This is a genomic window from Bradyrhizobium sp. ISRA464, assembly GCF_029910095.1.
Taxonomy (GTDB): Bacteria; Pseudomonadota; Alphaproteobacteria; order Rhizobiales; family Xanthobacteraceae; genus Bradyrhizobium.
On record NZ_CP094526.1, the window covers coordinates 6484601 to 6503936 of the forward strand.

The window sequence follows — 19336 nt, forward strand, 5'->3', positions numbered from 1 at the left end:
ACGCTTAGGGAGCAGCTCTAGCTCCGGCTATTTAGAGCTCACGATTCTCATCCGAGCCTGATTGTGATTCAAGCGATCGATGAGCCGATGACTGCAAACAAAGATAAGCCGTTGGCCTTGGCAAGTGAGAGAGCTTGGCCGCAGCAACAAGGGGCCTCGATGACTTGTACGCATCCGGCCAGCATCCCGGGGAGGCGCGGCGGTCTGCCGCAGCAGGCAGAAGCTGCTTTGGATAGTTGGGTCGCCTTCCAATTCCGCGGGAGCAGGTCGGCGACTCTGTTGTCTGGGCGATCTAGCGGCTTGGCCAACACGTCAGCGAGCCAAGCTTGCCGATCGACGTCGTTCATCTCGCGCGTTTCGGTCAGCGTATAGGCAGCGGCGGCACGATTGCCGCCAGCATCTGAATCGGCGAAAGTCCAATTTCTGCGTCCGACCACCACGCCGCTTAACGCTCGTTCGGCAGCGTTGTTCGAGAGGCAGACGCGGCCATCGTCCAGGAAGCCGGTGAACGCCACCCAGCAGTTGAGCAGGTAGTTGATCGCCTTTGCAGTATCGTTGCCTGATGAGAGCAAGGTCGCTGCTGGCGCATCCAGATTTCGAGATCGGCGACGATCGACCTCGACTTATCACGACGTACCGCAAGCCGCTGTTCTGGCGTTCCGCCGTTGATGGCACACTCGACCTCGAACAGAAGATCGATGCGTCGCACGGCCTCGCTGGCAATCGGCGCCTCTAATGACAACGGTCGCCACCATGTTGGCAGAGGAGAGGGCGCCGGGGTTTCAAGAGATCGGTTTGTACAGGACATTTCAACAAAAGCAGACAAAGTGACGAATGATTTACTGGCTTTCTTAATCGAACAGAAGTGCGCAGGCAGGACGGTCGCTGCTTACGGCGACTTCCAGAGGCAGTACATTGATGAACTATGCCGGGTTGAAACACGATCTGATCAGGTCTATCTGCGATCCGGCGGCATCGAAGCAGAACAGTTTCATGCCAACCAGCCATGTCCGGTCTTTGATCCAGCAGAGCTAATGGAGCGAAAGCCCAATTGGGTGGTGATCTTGCCCTGAACATCGCCGCGGAGGTGATGGAGCAGCAACAGCAGATCAGACATGGCGCGCCACGTTTGTCGTTGCACTTCCTGAACTGAAGAGTTTCTGAAATAGGTCGCGGCGGTCTGCGCGATCCTCGTCGAGGCGGGATGTGGTCTCGAGCTGTTAAGCTCGACCATTCCATTGTTGACACCGAGTGCCACCGAGTTTGCATCCAGCGGCGGTTAGATTCTTGGTGCCTTGCACCCCTTGCGTGGTGGAGCAACGGGCGATCGGTTCAGCACGTCGATGCTGCGTAGCTGATCGTTCCTTGCAGTGAGGTGGGCGGCAAGAGTCAACTATTTTGGCGTCGAATACAATCTCGGGGGCACTCCGCTCGCCAGCCAGTGGTGTCCTCGTCCAGATCGAAGGGTGAGGTTCGTTGAGCAGTTGTCGCTCAAGGGTCGGAGTTGACTTTTGGCCAACAAGACCACAGGTAGAGCGACTTTGCGAAGCAGACGTCAAACACTGCATGACGGGGGCGAATCCGGAGGTTTAGGCCTCGATCTCGGACGCTATTATCGCGCGACGCAATGATTTTCGGCACTCAACTGCCAAGGCTAGCAGTTGATCGAGGTGAGGGAAACTTGCCAAGTGTCCATTGAATAGCTTTTGGCCGCCGACTGCAATTCCAAGAGAGCATGATGCAAGATTAACGCAATCTCTTCGTCAAAGATGAACCAGCAATCTCTTCGTCAAGATGAGTAGCCAAGAGATTCCGGAATTTCGGCTCATTGAGATACGATCTGCACCAGCTGGAGGACCTTTTGATCCCCGTGGGTCATCGTGGTTTCTTGCTTGAGGTGCGTAATCGGTCACGGAACTCAATTGTGGAGCGATCGTCATCTGTAACTCTGGCGATACTCGAAGCGGAAGCTCGCGGCCACCTTGTGCACGGAGCGATCTGGTGCTGACGCTCACGTTCTACTGCAGTGTGGTGCCGCTGCTCGCCACCATGCAGATCGACAACGGCCATATTACGAGGAGGTACTGCAGCAGTACCTGCTACAGGGAGCGAACTGACATGCGCCTGCAAGATCGCGTCGCCATCGTCGTCGGCGCCGGCCAAAGCCCCGGTGAGGGCATCGGCAATGGCCGTGCCGCCGCGCTGACCTTCGCCCGCGAAGGCGCCAAGGTGCTGTGCGTCGATCACAATCTGGATTCGGCAGGGGAAACCGTCGATCTGATCGCGGCGAAGGGCGGCACCGCGGTCGCCTTCAAAGCCGACGTCGCGAGGAATGCCGACATCAAGGCGATGGTGGCCGATGCGCATGGGCGCTGGGGCAGCGTCGACATCCTGCACAACAATGTCGGCGTCAGCCACTCCGGCGGCGATGCGGAGTTGCTCGAGATAACAGAGGAAGCGTTCGATCGCTGCATGGCGATCAATCTGAAGAGCTGCATCCTCGCGGCAAAGCACGTAATCCCGATCATGCGCAAGCAGCAACGCGGCTCCATTATTAACATCTCCTCGATGGCCGCGATCACGACCTTTCCCTACGTCGCCTACAAGGCGACCAAGTCGGCGATGATCGCGTTCACCGAGCAGCTCGCCTACCAGAATGCGCAATACGGCATTCGTGCCAATGTGATCCTTCCGGGATTGATGAACACACCGATGGCGGTGGACACCCGCGCACGCGAATTCAAGAAGACCCGCGCCGAAGTGGAGGCGGAACGGGATGCCAAGGTCCCGCTGCGCCACAAAATGGGTACCGCTTGGGACGTTGCCAATGCCGCGCTATTCCTTGCGTCGGATGAAGCCAACTTCGTTACCGGGGTGTCGTTGCCGGTCGATGGCGGTTCGAGTGTGCGGCGCGGCTAAGGCAAGCGATTAACCAGGATTAACCTCGTTAAACAGCTGATGATTAACTTATGTGACGATGTGCGGTCAATCACTGTGACGACATCGCGCGTCAATAGTCGGCAAAGATTCGAATAATTCAAGTATTCCAATGATACGGCGCCTCCACACAAATCGAAATCCTGACTCGTTGTGGTCGCACCAGATGGTATCTAGCGCGCAGAAATTGAGGTGCCTGGAGCGATGAGCGAAGAATTCGAACTCAGACCCCATTAGTGGGAAAGCGCTGAAAGCGTTGCCGGCTCCCACAACGGCCCCCTTCACGGCTGAACCCGTTCGCCGTCGAGGGCCTGATCACGCTCGGCTATGTTGCGGTTACAGGGAGATTGGTTCGCCCTGACGCCTACGGGTGACCTGCCACTGAGTTTTTATCGATCAGCGGTTAGCGTCTCGGGGTTTTGTACGCTAGGTGGCGCGGTTGGAGCAACGGACGATCGGCGGAGTTGGTCGGGGTTGCGCAGCCGATTGTCCGTTGCGGTGAGGTGGGCGGCATAAGCCGCGGGGATCAGGTATTTCAGCGACGAGTGAGGCCGCCGGATATTGTAGTCGGCGACCCAGTTGGCGATCTTGGCGCTGTCATCCAGTTCGAAGAACGGGGTCTCGTTGAGCAGTTCATCGCGCATCCGGCCATTAAAACTCGATGAAGCCGTTCTGCATCAGCTTTCCCGGCGCGATAAAGTGCCAATCGATGACCGTGTCCTTGCTCCAGGCGAGCATGGCGTTGCTAGTGAACGCGGTGCCATGGTCGGACACGATCATTCCTGGCTTGCCGCGTCGCTCGACGATTGCCGTCAGTTCGCGGGCGACGCGCCGTCCTGAGAGCGGCGTCTCCGGAATGGCGCCAAGCATTCCTTAGTGACTCGTCGACGATGTTGAGAATGCGGAAGCGCCGGCCGTTAGCGACTGGTCGTGGACGAAGTCCAGCGACCAGCGCGCGTTGGGCCTCGCCTCGATCAGGATCGGGGCACGGGTCTTCCAGCTTTGCGGCGAGTCTGCCACTTGCGGACGGTGAGCCCTTCCTCGCGATAAAGCCGGTAGACCCGGTTGATCCCCGAGGGCTCTCCCTCCCGTCGCAGTAGGACGAATAGCCGGCGGTAGCCGAACCGCCGCCGCTCGTTGGCGAGATCGCCCAACTGGCCGCGCAGAGCCCGTCCGCAGGTCGGCTGGAGCAATGCGCGACCGCAGCGCGCTTGGCGGCAGGCCTACCATTTTTTAAAGCAGATCGCGAAGAGCGGCCGCGTCGAGCAGCTGCTCGGCCAGAAGCTTCTTCAGCTTCGCGTTCTCCTCTTCCAAGGCCCTCTTCGCCTCGGAAACGTCCATGCCGCCGAATTTGGCCTTCCAATTGTAGATCGTCGCTTCGGAGACCCATGCTTGCGAGCCAGGTCAGCCGTCCTAGCCTCATGCTCCTTCAATTCCGCGGCGCGATCTTTTTCGAGAGCTGTTTTGGGGGAGGAGATCCGCCCCTTGCCATTGCTTGCGAATAGGTCTCCTTGTTACCTAAGCGGATCGATGATGCGCGAATAAGCCGAAACATTGCGTTGGCAAGTCATAGATTTCTGGAAGTTCTCGGGCGCGTGCTTTGGTAAAGTCCTGTAAGCAAGAAGGTGCCCTTGAGCTTACTGCGCTTCAGCGCTCAAATCCGGTTTGCGGCCGACAGATCCTCGGCGGGTTTGCTCCGAATTTCCAAGCTGTTTCGCGCGGGCGTCGACGCTAGTGCCACTACTTGAAGCGAATTTGCCTGTCCTCGAAGCCTCGAGGCGGCCGCAGTCCGCGACAACCGCCCATGGCAAGTGACGATCAGCAAGCGGCCGTGGCCGCGAGGCCGAGCGCACATGGGCGAATTCTCGCAATTCGTGCTGGTTGGTGTCGGCGACGCGGCATCGGCTATAGTGTGTTTGGCTTTTTGTTTTGCTTGGCTCGCCAAACGTTCGCCACTGCTTGCCGAGTTGTCTTCATTTTGCTTCGTCCCCGTGGCGTGTATTTCGCCGTCGAAGACTTTCCGTACTGTCACCTCTGTGGTCGGATACGCAGCGCTCTGGCTAGACAACATCCTGCTGCTGGAATTGAAAGCGCTCGCATTATCACCGCTCGCGGGCAACTCCTCGCGCCCCCTCTGGTTCTGCGGGCTCACGCAATCAATTGCTATCTTATTTGGCAGGCCACGATGAAGGTGATTTCGATCGTAACATTTTGCTTTGATGGAGAGGCTGAACGTCAGAGGTGCCTAAGGTCCGGTTCACCTCGTCTCAGCCCGCAACGCCCGACGAGTAGACATGATCTCGACCACACAAGGCTGGCCCTGGGGCGCCAGTTTCGCAAACTTGAGTAACAGACGATAGTAGACGCTGCGGATCTCCTAACGGCCCTTCTTCAAGCATAGAGCGCGCACCTTGAACCGGACCCACCCGCGTCGTAGCAAAACGCAACTGCTTCGTTTGCTTCGAATTTCGTCGCACATCTGATGCTGATACATCTGACGCAGACGGATAGGCTAGGCTGCATGCTTTGTCACTTATCGTATTTCTTAAACAGTCGACCGGTTAAGAAGCCGCATCGGTCTAAGCTGAACTGTTGAGCGTGCGCCAGAGTGAGACTGGCGACAGGCGCAAAGGTGCTTTGAACCGGGCGTGCGGAGGTGACGGAAGTTGCGGCCGGCGGCTGAGAGGACGGCGTAGATCGCATCATTTGGCAGGGACGCTCGAAGTAGCACCGCCCGAGGTGTCCCTCGGCTTTGACAGGTAACCTTCCCGGCGGGAACTCGTGCTGCGTCCGATCGATCCGATGTGTTCGGCGGTAAACCAACCAGGATCGATCCGGTCCTTTTGCCACAGGATGTTCTTGTCGCTCACTAGGACGCCTCTCGAATGTTGGTTCGCCGATTCCTTTGCCAAGCCGGATTTTAGCGGTCCGCAGGGCCACACCAACCGACTGTCGACTTGAGGTGTCAAACGCCATCCGGAACTGCCCCCTTTGCGTCATGAAGAACTGCCCCCACCATCGGGTTCATGATGTCGGTTGAAGATTGGCTCCGCCGCTGACGGGACGGAGGGAGGCGGAGCCGACCGGAGGGCCGTCAGCGGCGGGCGGCTTGATGAGGCCGCTCTTTCGCTTGGCGCGGAGCCGGTAGCTGTCGCCGCGGATGGTCAGCACGTGGCTGTGGTGCAAGAGCCGGTCGAGGATCGCGGTGGCGACCACCGGATCGGCGAACACGGTGCCCCATTCGGCAACGCTGCGGTTCGACGTGATCAGCATGGCGCCGGTTTCGTAGCGGCGGCTGACCAGCTGGAAGAACAGATGCGCCGCATCGGGCTCCAGCGGCAGGTAGCCGAGTTCGTCGACGATCAGCAGCTTTGGCTTCGCCAGCGCGAGCAGTTTCTCGTCCAGGCGCCGCTCACCATGCGCCTTGGCGAGGCCAGCGACCAGCGTCGTCGCCGTGGTGAACTGCACCGTGTAACCGGCCAGGATCGCCTCTCGCCCGAGCGCGATCGACAAGTGCGTCTTACCGACGCCTGGCGGGCCGAGCAGCAGCACGTTCTCGCCGTTGGCGATCCAACGTGACGCGGCCAGGTCGCGGATCTGCTTCGGATCGATCGACGGCTGCGCCTCGAAGTCGAAGCCCGCAAGCTCCTTCACGGCCGGGAAGTGTGCGAGTTTCAGCGCCATCTCGATGCGGCGATGATCCTTGCGCGCGATCTCGCGCTCGCACAGCAGGATCAGCGTCTCACGCGCCGATAGGTTCGCGCGCGCCGCCTCATCGAGCAGGTTGTCGAGCTGGTCGCGGATGCCGGATAGCTGCAATCGCGCCAGCATGGCGTCGAGCCGATCGATTGGTGCTTCGGTAGCCTTCTTTGTGCGCGCCATCAGAAGCTCCCTCCGATCGCTGCTTCGTATTCGGCAAGAGGACGCAATAACGAGGGCAGTGGAGAAGGCGCCGGCACTGTCGGTGTCGCGATTACCGGTCGGCAGACCGCGCCATTGCGGCCGGCAACCCCGTCCAGGTGGGCGGAATCGACGATCCGCAGCCGGCGACCTTCCGATTGCCTGTGGACCGCAACCTCGCGCATGCCGTGGCGGATGCGCACCTCGCCGGCCGCAACGGTCACCGCCACGCGCTCGCCGATCAGCCGCCACGGCACCGAGTAGCTGTTCGTGTCGATCTCGACGGCACAATCGTTGCCGACGACGCGGGTCAGTTCGCGCAACAATCCGAACGACGGCAGCCCGCCGAGCGGCTTCAACCGGTGTGCCTCGTCACGCACAAAGCGAGCGATCGGCGCCTCGCCGGTGGTGCCATGGATACGCACGTTCGCCACCTCACGCTCCCACTCGGCGAGATGCACCTCAAATGCCTCCCAGCTCGCGAAGGAATGCCCCGCGATCGCGTTCTTCTTCACGTAGCCGACGCCATTCTCCGTCTTGCCCTTCGTGCGCGCCCGATACGGCGCGCAGGCGCGAGGACGGAAGCCCCAATGCTTTGCAAACGCGATGAGCTTGTCGTTGAACTGAACCGATCGGCTCACCGCGTCGTGGCGCACCACGAGCGCGCGTGGATTGTCCATCAGCACTTCCTCCGGCACGCCGCCGAAGGTCGTGAATGCGCTCTCGAGCCCGGCGAACCAGTGCTCTTGCTTCTCGCCCCGGAACGCACGGACATGCAGCCGCCGCGAATGCCCGAGCGTCGCCACGAACACGAATGCCTTGATCTTTACCCCGCCGATCTCGACCAGACGCTCCCCGAAGTCGATCTGCAGCTGTCGGCCTGGGGGCGTCTCGAACCGCGTCGTCGCCAGCGCCTCCGCCTTCAGCGCCTGGCGATAGGGCTGCACGGCGCGTTGCAGCGTTCGCCGGCTGATTGCTACCCCTTTCTCGGCCAACAGGTCCTGGCGCACCACATCCGCATTGCCGCGATGCCGAATGAACCTCTCGCGCAGCCAGCCTTCAAGGCCATCGAGCCGCTTCGCCCGGTCAGGCGACTTGAACGGCTTCACCCCGCCCGCCGCCACGTAGTCCTTCACCGTGTGATGGCTGCAGCCCAGCTGCCGCGCAATCCGCTTCAGACCCCACCCGCACGCCCTCAGGCGCAACATCTCCGCCACGTCATCCGGCGTCTTCATCACCTGCCCCCGTGGATCACTCCACGACGAGCCTTCCGTGATTCGTTCCTCGTTCATTCGCTCTCTCCTCGGCTATCCAGGGAGGGGGCAATTCCTCGTGACGCCGAGGGGGCAGTTTTCCATGGCGCGCGACACTTGAGGGGTCGGTCATTGACGATCCTAGCGAGGGCATCGGTGATATAGGCCAGCGGGTCCACGTGATTCAGCCCGCAGGTTTCGATCAAGGAGGCGATGACGGCCCAGTGCTGGGCACCGCCGTCCGAGCGGGGGCCATAGTACCGGGTTTCTGACATTCGAAGCCGTCATTGTCTATCCGTACAACCCGCTGGTCGGGGACGGGCCTAGTGACCGGCGACCGTGAGAACGACGGTGTTCATTATTTTGTGATGCGGCAACCACAAGTCGGTGGCGCTTCTGCTAGTGCTGCAGAAGCGACAGCGGAGCCGGCAAGCGAGCCTCAGGCCAACTGCAAAAAGGGAGCAGACAACGAGTAAGACCACGCCCCGCGCACTTGGCCCGTGCCGCTTTCCTGCACATCCGACAATCTACAGCGTATCAGCTCGTCAACAATTTCGAGAGCCAACGACGGCAATATGGCTAGGTCGCACGCGCGCGGCACCTTGGCTGAGGAAGACGTCCAGCTTTTCGATGATGATTTCGGTCGATCCGGTGGTACCAAGGGAACAAGCGGCAGGCCACTGACCTGGTGGTATCGAGTGGCCGGGCGATCACGGCGGCCGCAACGAACTCGACTGCGCGACCCAGTTCTTCGGGGCTGGGTAGAGAAGCTCCGGCGGGAGCCTGCTCGGCGATGCCGGCTCCCCACCACGCAAGCGGCGCCGATGTCGGTGGACCAAGCTGCCGAGGTCGCTCGGCTGCCCGAGGAGAACGAGCGGCTGCGGATGGAACGGGACATTACAAAAAGGTTGATCGGAGCCTTTAGCTGACCTGAGCCGCGCAGTCTACTCGCAAAGTTGGTAGAGGATTTCAGTTCGGGGCAGGCTCATTGGGAAGCCTGCACGGAGGCGAGGATGATCGACGGTGCCGGCAATACAACCCAGCGGACCAGGCGCGGTCCAAAACTATCGGCGTCAAGCAAATGTAGCCGCTGAATGGAAGATGACGACTTTGTCGGGAGATGACTGACAATGTATGGCCCCTTCCATCCACCTCTCATATGCCCTGTCCCTAATGCCACCAGCCCACCAATGCCAAGCGGCTAAGAGCGTTGAGCCTGAAGTCATCGGTGATTAGCACCATGGCCACAGTAGACAAGCGGCGCGGGCAAACACGCCGATCTCGCAATTGGTGATCTTGCCCGCCGAACCAGTGCTCCCGCGCCCAACGAGACGAACCGTTTGCTTGCAGAAATTCCGAGCTCCGGTAAAATTTGCTTTGGTAATTGCAGACAAGATACTGGGTGTATTCAATTTGGCGTGGCAGCGACTACGGTCTAGCCCGACTGTTAAGAGGCTGGCCGCCGCTTCCCGAGACACGGTCGTCATACCCAGCGCGCCGCTTGACCTGCGGATACTGCAAGCAGCGACGCACCGATCAGCGCAAAGCAGAGTAGTCTTAGTGCAGTTTGCGAACGCCCTAGCTAGCCGACGTTCGGGATGGGCTGCTTTTTGGCTTTGACGTGCGTTACACTACACTGTCCATGGACACTTACGGGCAGCTCTGCCTCGATCGTGGAGCGACAGACGACCCGATGCTGCTCACCGTAATCCCTAATCCCATAATGTTCGGTTGCGCGGTTATCCCAAATCGCGACATCGCCCTCCTTCCACGTCCAGCGCACGGTGTTTTCCGGCGCAGTGACGTGAGAATGGAACAAATCGAACAACCTCTGGCCATCATATCTCTCAACCCCAACAAAGCGCTGCAGGTAACTTCCGAGCACCAGCGTACGTTCCCCGGTCTCGGGGAGGACGCGCACGACGGGATGCTCGGTCTCATAAATCGTTCTGGTCATAATATCGTCCCAAAACTTTTTGTCGGCTTCGTTGCTTGCGGCCATTACGGCCGCGTCAAGGGCATTGCTGTGGACGGCCCAGAGTTCGTCGGCAAGTCGCTGCAGCTGTGGTGGAAGGTCGAGATAGGCGGCTGCGGTGTTTGACCAAATCGTATCCCCGCCGAATGCTGGGATCACGGCACCTCGCGTCATCGTGATTTTGGGATAAGCGTCGAAGAAGGCCAAATCGATATGCCACGCGTCGGCTCGGTGACCTGCGCAAGCGGAATCAAGCTTGAGGACCGAGGCCGTTCCTTCCGTGACACGGCCCATCGGCGGCACGAGCTTTCCTAAGCGAAGGGCAACGCGCTCCTGCTCCGCGTCATCGAGATGACCTTGGTCACGGAAAAAGATGACCTTGTGTTCGTGTAGGACACGGGTAATTGCAGAAACTGTCTGGTCCGGTAAATCGCCTGACAACTTGATATTTAGGATTTCAGCGCCAATGCGGGCTGCTCGTTTGAGAATGTCACTGCGCGGGATGACGTCGTTGATTACGGCGGTTCCACTCATAGGTGTCCTCCAAATTTGAGCTTCCTTCAGAAGCAATCCATTCAGCTGCTGTCGTTCAACTGTGCACGAACTCGGGAGCGTCGTGTCCCGCACCTGACGTTTGCCCCGAGTGCTCCAAGCAAACACCGGGCCAATCGCGAACGACGGCGCGAAGTGCTCACCCCCGAAGAGAAGCTTGCTCATCTTAGTCTCGTCACCGAGGGCAGCATCTTTAAATGAAACGTCAGTTCGGGAATTGGCAGGCGCCGTGCGACCGTCGTGGACATCGAGCCTACCCCGACCGTCGGTCTCGAGCTTTGCTATTGAGCTGGGCTTTTGCTAGCGAGGCGCACTAAACTAGAGGCGGTCTCGAAAGCGGAGAGGATGATTAGCGAACGGTATCGTGCTCATGCACATTGAGCGAAGCTTTCGAGCACAGCCGACAACTGTATACAAGCACCTGGATGCGCCCTTCGGCGAGGTCGCACATTGTTTCAAACTCAGAGCGCAATAGGCTCGCGTCGCTATAGCGTTGTGTTAGGTCGCGCTTTCTGCCCGTACGTTGTAGTTTCTCGTACGCAGAACTCGCGCGCTCGCGCGAATTGAGATCCGTTCTTTTTTCTTGTCTCATAACGTTAGATCGTAGGTTGTAGGAACTGAACGTCGACACAAGCCAGCCGAACCGATGAATTGCGCCGGACCAGCACTTTCGTCGATCGCAAGATCTCCCCGGTTGATCTTGGAGCGCGGGCATCTAATTGGGCACCATCTCCTCATGCGCGGCAGCCCATCGCCCCCCGTCTATTCCAGAGAACGAGCGAATCACAACTCGCGTCTCAACTCATCCTTCACTATTGAAGGCTTCACCATAGGCCTAAATGCCCGCATTTGTGAAAGCCCAAGCAAATCTGTAAAGCGAAAGGATTCTTTCTTCAGGAACTGGTAGGGGGACTCTCTTTTCATCGAGGTATATATTGTTGACCGAGACTGATGGTCAATTCGAGATGCTCAGAGCTCGTATAAAGCTCTCCAGAGCATGCAGCTACTTGGTGGAGGGCCGCACATTCAAGGAGCAAGTCGGACGTCACGTCCGCCAAGCAACGCATGACATACCGGAGTCTTTCATGCGCAAGTGGACTGCCTTGAGGCAAAGTACGTTAGGCGTTTCCTTTCGAGTGCTTCTTTCTGGCTGATTTTTCCAACCAAACGAGGATAGCGCGCCGTCGTTCTCAGAACCAGGCATCACGTACACCGAGCCATGCTGGATGGCCGCAAATGCCGCGACGGCACGCAGACGCCAAGTTGCCAGCATGTTCAGTAGAGGATGTGAGCTTCTCAAGATCGGCATACCCCGTTCGAGTCCTCAGCTCTGGCCAATACTCGGCGCGGTTAGCGAACTTGGGGTTTGAACAGCTACGGGATTGCTTGGCTATGTCGCCAATTTGCTGCGGTTTTGAATGCGACGGAGCAATCATGAACATGGAGTACTTGCTGCCTGCATTTAGCCCGGCAATCCTGATCATATTTGTAGGAAGGAACAGTGTGGCAACTGGATCGCCCGCGAACGAAATGGTCTTTTCGGTGGGCTCTTCGTGAACCGTGCCCAAGCGCTCAAATACGCGCGCTTCAAGAATGGCAACCGTCGACAAGCCATTATTGAGGTATTGCACGACATTGAGCTCGAATTCCCGGCCAATTCGCAAACCGCCAGCGAGAGGTCGTTCGCCTCACGTGTCGATGCAGCCAGGAAGGACTATGTTGCGGGCTTTGCGGCATCATGATGGGGAGTTGATCGTCGGTTCCATAGTCGCGCTCAGGCCCGGTTACGGCCAAGTGCAGGCGGACCGAGGGACATAACGACGCGCTCTGGTAAGCTCGGTTCACGTGACCTGATCGTTGCCGCCGTCGTTCGGCGGACGTGAAAGCAGCAACGATCGGCGCACGTCGGACAATTTGTATTAGCGCCGCTCATGGGTAAGCTTGGTCCCGCTCCCATTCTCGCGGCACATGAGATAGGCGAGTTTCACGATGCCTTTGAATGGGTCCGCTTGTGTCTATGCCTGACCATACGCTTAAAATGGATCAGCCGGACCTCGTGACCGAATTTACCGATCTCCCGTCCCCAATAATGAGCGCTGCGCAGGCCTCCATCGCGACCACACACCATGGCAACTTGGCGAAGAAGTCGAGCAATTTGCTACGCTTGAGCTAGAACGGTGCTTCCGTCTTGCCCAGCGACATGGAGCTGAGGTACGTTCTTGGTCAAATCCAAACCAATGATGTTAACTGGATGTCCTCCTTGCTGGCTTGAAACACCCGCACTTTGGGTCGATGCTGTCATGGGGCGTCCACTCCATCGGGTGCACCGCGTACTCCAACGAGGCGGGGATGTTGCGATCCCCGCCCTCAGAGACCCGGACGAGCGGATTACCCGCATCCGGTTCTTCACGCGTAAGCTTCGCTCACGAGACGGCATATTGGTGGACGATCTTGGCTGTCGGCAGCGGGTGTCGCGCGGGCATGGCCCGGAAGCGTGACCACGGCAGATTGCTGTGGCGATCTCGCCGCGCGAGCCATTTCTTCCAGATCCGCGTGAGCTGGTGGTGATACCATCTGATCCGTCGGCCGTTGCCGGAGATGCCGTAGTAGGCGCAGTGCCTCCGGATCACGCGCGACAAGTGCGCGTGCTGTTCCCGGAACGGGCGATGCAGGTTGAGCCGACACCATTCCGTCACGGAAGCCATAACGGTCTTTTGCCGTTATCTGTCGGAAGACATTCTTACCTTTCCTCGATTGATCCCATACATGGGTGAAGCCAAGGAAGTTGAATGTGGTCCCCGCCGTCGCGGGATGACGCCCACCGGGGCGTTTGAACCGGAAGTCTACGAAGCGCGTCTTGGTCGGATGGAGAAGCCCGTACCGACCGAGCCGCTTACCCAGCACATTCAGCAATCGCTTGCCGGACAGATGGTCCTCGAAGGCGATCACCGCGTCATCAGCGTATCGGACCAGTTGGCATCGCCCTTTGAGCCGCGGTCGCGCCACCTGCTCGGACCATTCATCCAGCACATAGTGCAGATAGATGTTTGCAAGCAGTGGCGAGATCACGCCGCCTTGGGACGTTCCACCAGTCGTGCGGCGCAAGCCGCCCTTTTCGAACACCCCGCCTTCAGCCACTTATCAATCATCCTCCGGACGACGCCGTCCGTGACTCGCTGATCAAGGAATCGGCGCAGGTGCGTGTGATCGATGGTGTCAAAGTATTTCGAGATGTCGACGTCCTCCACCCAGCGCAGCCCTTGCTCCATGAACCCATTACTCAGGGCATGTAGGGCATCATGGGCCGATCGTCCCGGTCGGAAGCCGTACGAGCACGACGGAAGTCAGTCTCGTAGATCGGCTCTAGCAGCAGGAGAATCGTCCGCTGTGCCACCTTGTCTTCCAATGTCGGGATGCCGAGTGGCCGTTTCGATCCCATCCGCCTTCGGGATGTAGTGCCGTCGCACCGGCGGCGCGATGTAACGTCCGGATTTGATGCGCGCCAGGAGCTCGCCGAGATTGGCCTCCAGGTTCGCTTCATAGTCCGTCGCCATCATGCCGTCGATGCCGGGCGCGCCATCCTTGCGCGTCAGGCGATAGGCCTCGAGCATCCATTCGCGGTCGATCAGGTGATGCAGCCAGGTCAGCACCCGCTTGGAATTCTTCCTCGCCAGATCGGCTATCCATTGTCGTTTCGTGGACAGGTTCGTGGGACTCAGCGTTCCCTCCGTGTTTCTCGTCAATGGGTCTTAACGCGTGGCGGCTCCCTTCCCTCAAGCGGGTCCCGGTGAGCCCAGCTCCCCACCTTCCTCGGTACTACGAAGCCGCTACGACTTCCCGCCGTGCGCGTCCGTCGGCTTATGTCTTCACCTCGGGATTCCACATGCCTTGATGTTTTCGTGTTCGCGTGCGCGCTCCCGATGCTCGTCAAGTCGGTCATCAGGCCTGGAGCGTTGTTGTGGCCGGTGCTCCGTGCCGGCTTTCCCATGTGGGCACAAACGGGACCTCTCAGGTTTCCTGGTGGCCCATCCCGTACCTTTGCCCTGCTCAGAGACCCCGGCCGAACCGGTCAGCCTAGCCATAGCGGCTTTCCCAGTGCTGCCCCCGGATCCAACACGGCGAAGGCTTCAGCACGACCATGATTCGAGGCTAGTCACAGGGCTTCAGTACCCGCTGTCTACGCTTCACGAGTGACGTTTCCGTCACCCATGCAAGACTCGCTTCCGGCTGGCGTGCTCCGGCTTTGCCGGGAGGGCGTCGAACCCTCTGGGTCACGTTGAAGGTTTCAGATCACATTCTTCCTCCTTTCCAGGACTTGTCCTGACGCAAGCTGATCACACTGCAGACGCAAGTTCTATGGGCTCGCAACACCTGGCCCGGCACCCATCGCGAGTGAGGCGCTGAAGCACATCGCCGCTTCTATGTGATCGAGAAGAGATCCGCGGCCGCAGCGCGGAGGAACGTCTCTCGTGCGGCAGCAGAGCCGACCACCAGCCGATCTTTCGAAGTATGATTGTGCGCGGGCTGCTTCTCATCAGACAGAAGATCAAGCTCGCCGAGGCCATCCGCTATGCCATCTCGCGCTGGCAAGGCTTAACACGCTTCATCGATGACGCCGCATCGAACTCAACAACAATACCGTCGAACGATGGATCGGCGGTATCAAGCTCAGCCGCAAGAACGCGCTGTTTGCCGGATCCGCCGGCGGTGCCGAACACTGGGCTGTCGTTGCGTCCCTAGTCGGGGACTTGTAAGCTCACGACGTCGATCCACTCGCCTATCTCACCGACGTCTCGACCAGGATCGTCAATGGGCATCCAAACCGCGACATCGACCAGCTACTGCCTTGGGCTTACCGAGGTCACGCATTCAAAGCCGTGGCCTGAGAACGACGCTCTGATGTGGGTTCGCTACCGTATTTCCGATTGTGCGTCCGAGGTCTGCTTATCTTATAAGGGCGTCGGCGCTCTTGCCGGCTACAAAGCGTCTGACGGCATTCCGTCTGCCGCGGCTCCACATCCGCCCATGCACGATGAAGGGTACCTGATTAGGCCCTCCGCACTTGCTTCGTGCGTGTTTCGGCAATTACCGGACACGGCATTTCGGTAATTCGCGGACAGCGATTTCAGTAATTCCGGGACAGGGATTCCGCTAAATCGCGGACAGTTGTGAAGGTTGGTTTTCGGGAGCGCCGTTCGGGCAAGGTTCCCTCTCAAGCTGAGTTTGAGAGGGGCAACGCCGAGATGGAAGCAAGCGAAACGGACAACCGTGAAGGACCTTCGGTCGATCCTGAGGCTAACATATGAGCAAGGCCTGTCGGTCCGGGCTATCTCGGAACGGCTGCAGATCAGCAAGACCTCGGTTGCCACCTACCTGCTGCGGGCACGCGAAGCCGGCGTAAGCTGGCTGCTGCCGCCGATTTACGAGAGCGAGGCGGCGTTAGAGCGGGCCCTGTTCCGCCGGCTCGGACGGCCGCCTCAGGACAAGAGAGCCTGAGTAGCCGCGCGTTGCGCAGGAGCTCAAGCGCAAGGGCGTGACGTTGATGCTGCTGTGGCAGGAATACCGAACGGCCCATCCCGACGGTTAAGGCTATACATGGTTCTGCGAGAAGTTTGCCGTCCACCAGCGCCGGGCGTATCCGACCTTCGGCCATCGCCGTGCGGCAGGGGCGGTCATGCAGACCGATTATGCCGGCCACACGGTGGAGGTGATCAACCGCCAACCGGCGAGATCCGTCAGGCTCAGATTTTTGTCGCGGTGCTCGGGCCTCGTCGCTGACCTTCGCTATGGCGAGCTTCGGTCAGCGACTGCCAGACTGGATTGAAGGCCAGACCCGGGCCTTTGGCGTACTTCGGCGGCGTTCCCAAAGCGATCGTCTGCGACAATCTGAAGGCCGGGGTCGTCAAGGCGTTGTGGTTCGAGCCGACGCTCAATCAAACCTTTGCCGCCGTGGCCAAGCATTGCGACACGACGATTTTGCCGACCCGCAGCCGCAAGCCGCGCGACAGGGGCAAGGTTGAAGGCGCGGTGCTGATTGTCGAGCGCTGGATTCTGGCACGGCTGCGCCACCGGCGGTTCTTCAACCTGGCCGATCTCAATAGCGCGATTGGTGAATTGCTCGAGGAGCTGAACAGCCGGCAGATGCGCCATGTCGGGAAATCCCGCCGGGAGCTGTTCGAGGAGATCGAACGTGCCGCGCTGGCGCCACTCCCCGGCGAACCATTCGAATATGCCGGAAAACGGCCAAGGTCCACCCCCGATTATCATGTCGAGGTCGACAAGACCTTTTACTCAGTGCCGCACCGGCTGACTGGTCGTCGAGTGGACGTCCGGCTTACGTATCGGGCCGTCGAGATCTTCCAGGATCATTAGCGTGTCGCCAGCCATGTGCGTCGTTCCCGGCGCGGCGGCCATGTTACGGTGAATAGCACATGCCCAAGGCCCATCAGCGTTACGCCTATATGACGCCGGCGGCCTTGATCAAGATGGCGGCGCGGATTCGCATCTGCGTCGCCACGCTGGTCGAGCGGTTGATGCGCGAGCGCCCGCATCCGAACAGGGTTATCGTTCCGCCATGGGCATCATCGCTCTGGCGCGACGCTACGAGCGCAGTCGGCTGGAAGCAGCCCGCGAGAGGGCGCTCGCCATCAACGCGATCAGCTACTCCTCCGTGAGCGCCATCCTCAAGTCCGGGCTCGACCGTGCGAGCTCTGCCACCGAACCCGTCAAAGCCACGCCCTCTCACGCCAACATCCGTGCCGGGCCTACTATCAATGAAGGAAAGGACCATCGTGATGCTGCCCCGCGCCCCTCGACCAGATGCAGGCACTCGGCCTGGCCGGAATGGCGGCCGCCTACCGGCAATTGGCCGAACAGGACAATGCCGCCGATCTCAGCCGGGAGGAGTGGCTTGGCCTGATGCTCGATCGCGAAGCCGCCACGCGTGCCGACAAACGCCTGACCAATCGCCTGGCCGCAGCAAAGCTGCGCTTCGTCGACGCCTGTATCGAAGATATCGACTTCGCGTCCCGCCGCGGGCTTGATCGGCGTAACACCCTGCAGCTGGCGCAAGGCGCCTGGCTCAAAGCCCATGAGAACTTCATCGTCACCGGCCAGACCGGTATCGGCAAAACTGGCTGGCCTGTGCCTTCGGACGTCAGGCTCGATCATTCCATCCTCTACTTGCGGATGCCACGCCTGTTCGAACACCTCGCCATGGCCCGCCTCGACGGTCGCTTCCAACGTCTGATCGACAAGCTCGCGCGTCCAGTTGCTCATCGTGGATGATTGGGGCACCCACACCCTCAATGACCAGCAGCGCCTCGATCTCCTGGAAATCTTCGAAGAGCGCTACAGGCGCAACTCCACCCTGATCACGGCCCAGCTGCCCGTTGCGCAATGGCATGACATGATCGGAGAACCCACCATCGCCGACGCCATCCTTGACCGGATCATCCACAATGCGCACCGCATCGCTCTCGAAGGCGACAGCATACCCAGCGGCTCCCCCCCAAAGTGATAGGCGACGGGGTCAGCCCTTTGCGTATTTACTCCATTTGGAGCTACCTATGAGCGTCTACATCGAGCATAGGTCAACCGAAATATTCTAGTCGCCTCGAACCGGTCGAAACTGTAACCCAACGGGAACTCTTTCATGAGAGCGCCTGCTCAGGCAATGACCACCACAGGATTCCTTCACCAAATCGTGCGCGACAGAAAGCCGGAGTCGGCTGCGGATGCCGTTGACAAACGACGTGAGCAACTTATGGTCATTATTGACCTAATTCGTTATGCTGAGGTTGAGGTGCTCGAGTTGAACCTTGAAACATCGGCCGTTCTTTTGGAAGCAGCCATCACCGATCTCACTCGATTTTTGGATTAGATTGTGGACAGCCTTAGCTTTCATGGGTGTTCGCCTCGTTGAGATGGATCTCGGTTCCCGAAGTGCGATACGACGGAATAGGCCCCGACCGTACCCGAAGCGCATTCAACAGCGTCTCGATGCGGATCTTGGATTGGTGTTGTGGGTTGCCGCCAGTGGACTGGCATCTTGATTCAGCAATGCAGACCGCTGCTGCGCCTGAGCTTGTTCCATATGCGAAGAGCCCCGCCGCTACGTGAGTCCATTGGACTCAGTCTCCCAACTTGGCGCGGCCCCGGTGTGCTGTAGCCTAGTGCAAGCGAGCGCAGGGATTGAGGTAGTCGATGGTGTCAGCTTGCATACCAGCGTTCGAATTCGATACGTCGGTATAAATCGGCGCTCCTAATCAACCGCTTCGGCATGCGCTCGGCCTTTAACAGTAGAAAAGCTCACCGGCCCTAGCTAGGAGCTCGTGGCATTCGAGAACGGGTATTCGGACGCATCGGCTCAGGGCAACCGGGTCGCAGTTTCATCCACCCCGGCGACCGCGCAATGCTGCCTCGACGGTACACATGCTACAACTTTGGCTCCTCCTTCTGCATGGCTTTCGGGCTTTGTGCCTCATCCGCACGTTTCTTAAACCGGCAGAATTCATCGCCAAGCGAAGCGTACTTCTTCGCGAATCACTCCTAAATAGAAGACGAACATGCCGCCAGCATCGCCAATGTCCCGAGTCACAAGTTCGCAATCGTAGATTGCGCATCAGATTCTCGTCGGTGTGCCAGAGATGGCGAGTGCAACAGGCGATGGCAACTTGCAGCCCTTATATTAACCGATGATGAGCGTGCCGAACTACAG

Annotated in this window: 12 protein-coding genes and 6 pseudogenes; 7 read left to right on the forward strand and 11 right to left on the reverse strand. The window is 59.3% G+C overall.

Features of this window, described 5'->3' with window-relative positions:
- Positions 1-68: 68 nt before the first annotated feature.
- Complete coding sequence (locus MTX19_RS30265; protein WP_280980568.1) at positions 69-572, reverse strand: transposase; 504 nt, start codon at positions 570-572, stop codon at positions 69-71.
- 126 nt (positions 573-698) lie between these two features.
- On the opposite strand from MTX19_RS30265, the gene MTX19_RS30275 reads away from it, so the two are divergent.
- Positions 699-1073 (forward strand): hypothetical protein, encoded by a 375-nt coding sequence (locus MTX19_RS30275; RefSeq protein ID WP_280980569.1) that lies wholly within the window; start codon positions 699-701, stop codon positions 1071-1073.
- A gap of 1045 nt (positions 1074-2118) precedes the next feature.
- Positions 2119-2919, forward strand: coding sequence for an SDR family oxidoreductase (locus MTX19_RS30280; protein ID WP_280984919.1), 801 nt, complete (start codon positions 2119-2121; stop codon positions 2917-2919).
- A 518-nt stretch (positions 2920-3437) separates the two neighbouring features.
- Here MTX19_RS30280 and MTX19_RS30285 read toward each other — a convergent pair.
- Positions 3438-4370 (reverse strand): annotated as a pseudogene (locus MTX19_RS30285) (IS3 family transposase); the annotation flags it as partial.
- Positions 4371-4790: 420 nt separating this feature from the next.
- On the opposite strand from MTX19_RS30285, the gene MTX19_RS30290 reads away from it, so the two are divergent.
- Positions 4791-5126, forward strand: a complete 336-nt coding sequence (locus tag MTX19_RS30290; RefSeq protein ID WP_280980570.1) for a hypothetical protein — start codon at positions 4791-4793, stop codon at positions 5124-5126.
- 835 nt (positions 5127-5961) lie between these two features.
- Here MTX19_RS30290 and istB (MTX19_RS30295) read toward each other — a convergent pair.
- From istB (MTX19_RS30295) to MTX19_RS30335, 9 genes and pseudogenes are all read right to left on the reverse strand, one after another.
- Entirely contained in the window at positions 5962-6819 is an 858-nt protein-coding gene (istB, locus tag MTX19_RS30295) for an IS21-like element helper ATPase IstB (protein WP_280980571.1), read from the reverse strand.
- Complete coding sequence (istA, locus tag MTX19_RS30300; RefSeq protein WP_280980572.1) at positions 6819-8129, reverse strand: IS21 family transposase; 1311 nt, start codon at positions 8127-8129, stop codon at positions 6819-6821. The genes istB (MTX19_RS30295) and istA (MTX19_RS30300) overlap by 1 nt, the downstream gene beginning before the upstream one ends.
- 92 nt (positions 8130-8221) lie before the next feature.
- Positions 8222-8335, reverse strand: a pseudogene (locus MTX19_RS30305) (transposase domain-containing protein); the annotation flags it as partial.
- 1337 nt (positions 8336-9672) lie between these two features.
- Entirely contained in the window at positions 9673-10599 is a 927-nt protein-coding gene (locus MTX19_RS30310; protein ID WP_280984920.1) for a TauD/TfdA family dioxygenase, read from the reverse strand.
- A 1208-nt stretch (positions 10600-11807) separates the two neighbouring features.
- On the reverse strand, positions 11808-12248 hold the full coding sequence (locus tag MTX19_RS30315) for a hypothetical protein (RefSeq protein ID WP_280980573.1): 441 nt from the start codon (positions 12246-12248) through the stop codon (positions 11808-11810).
- A 410-nt stretch (positions 12249-12658) separates the two neighbouring features.
- Positions 12659-12919, reverse strand: a pseudogene (locus MTX19_RS30320) (hypothetical protein); the annotation flags it as partial.
- A 104-nt stretch (positions 12920-13023) separates the two neighbouring features.
- Positions 13024-13755: a reverse transcriptase domain-containing protein gene (locus tag MTX19_RS30325; protein ID WP_280980574.1), complete on the reverse strand. Its 732-nt coding sequence runs from the start codon at positions 13753-13755 to the stop codon at positions 13024-13026.
- The gene (locus tag MTX19_RS30330; RefSeq protein ID WP_280984921.1) at positions 13683-13901 is read right to left on the reverse strand and encodes a hypothetical protein; all 219 of its coding nucleotides are present in this window, start codon (positions 13899-13901) and stop codon (positions 13683-13685) included. The genes MTX19_RS30325 and MTX19_RS30330 overlap by 73 nt, the downstream gene beginning before the upstream one ends.
- Before the next feature lie 60 nt (positions 13902-13961).
- A complete protein-coding gene (locus MTX19_RS30335; RefSeq protein ID WP_280980575.1) occupies positions 13962-14267 on the reverse strand; it encodes a hypothetical protein in 306 nt (101 codons plus the stop codon).
- 684 nt (positions 14268-14951) lie between these two features.
- Here MTX19_RS30335 and MTX19_RS30340 point away from each other — a divergent pair.
- The 4 genes and pseudogenes from MTX19_RS30340 to MTX19_RS30355 form a co-directional block, all read left to right on the forward strand.
- Positions 14952-15503 (forward strand): annotated as a pseudogene (locus tag MTX19_RS30340) (transposase); the annotation flags it as partial.
- Positions 15504-15840: 337 nt separating this feature from the next.
- Positions 15841-17394: pseudogene (gene istA / locus MTX19_RS30345) on the forward strand (IS21 family transposase).
- A 42-nt stretch (positions 17395-17436) separates the two neighbouring features.
- A pseudogene (istB, locus tag MTX19_RS30350) lies at positions 17437-18136 on the forward strand (IS21-like element helper ATPase IstB).
- 135 nt (positions 18137-18271) lie between these two features.
- Complete coding sequence (locus MTX19_RS30355) at positions 18272-18499, forward strand: hypothetical protein (protein WP_280980576.1); 228 nt, start codon at positions 18272-18274, stop codon at positions 18497-18499.
- The last annotated feature ends 837 nt before the right edge of the window (positions 18500-19336 follow it).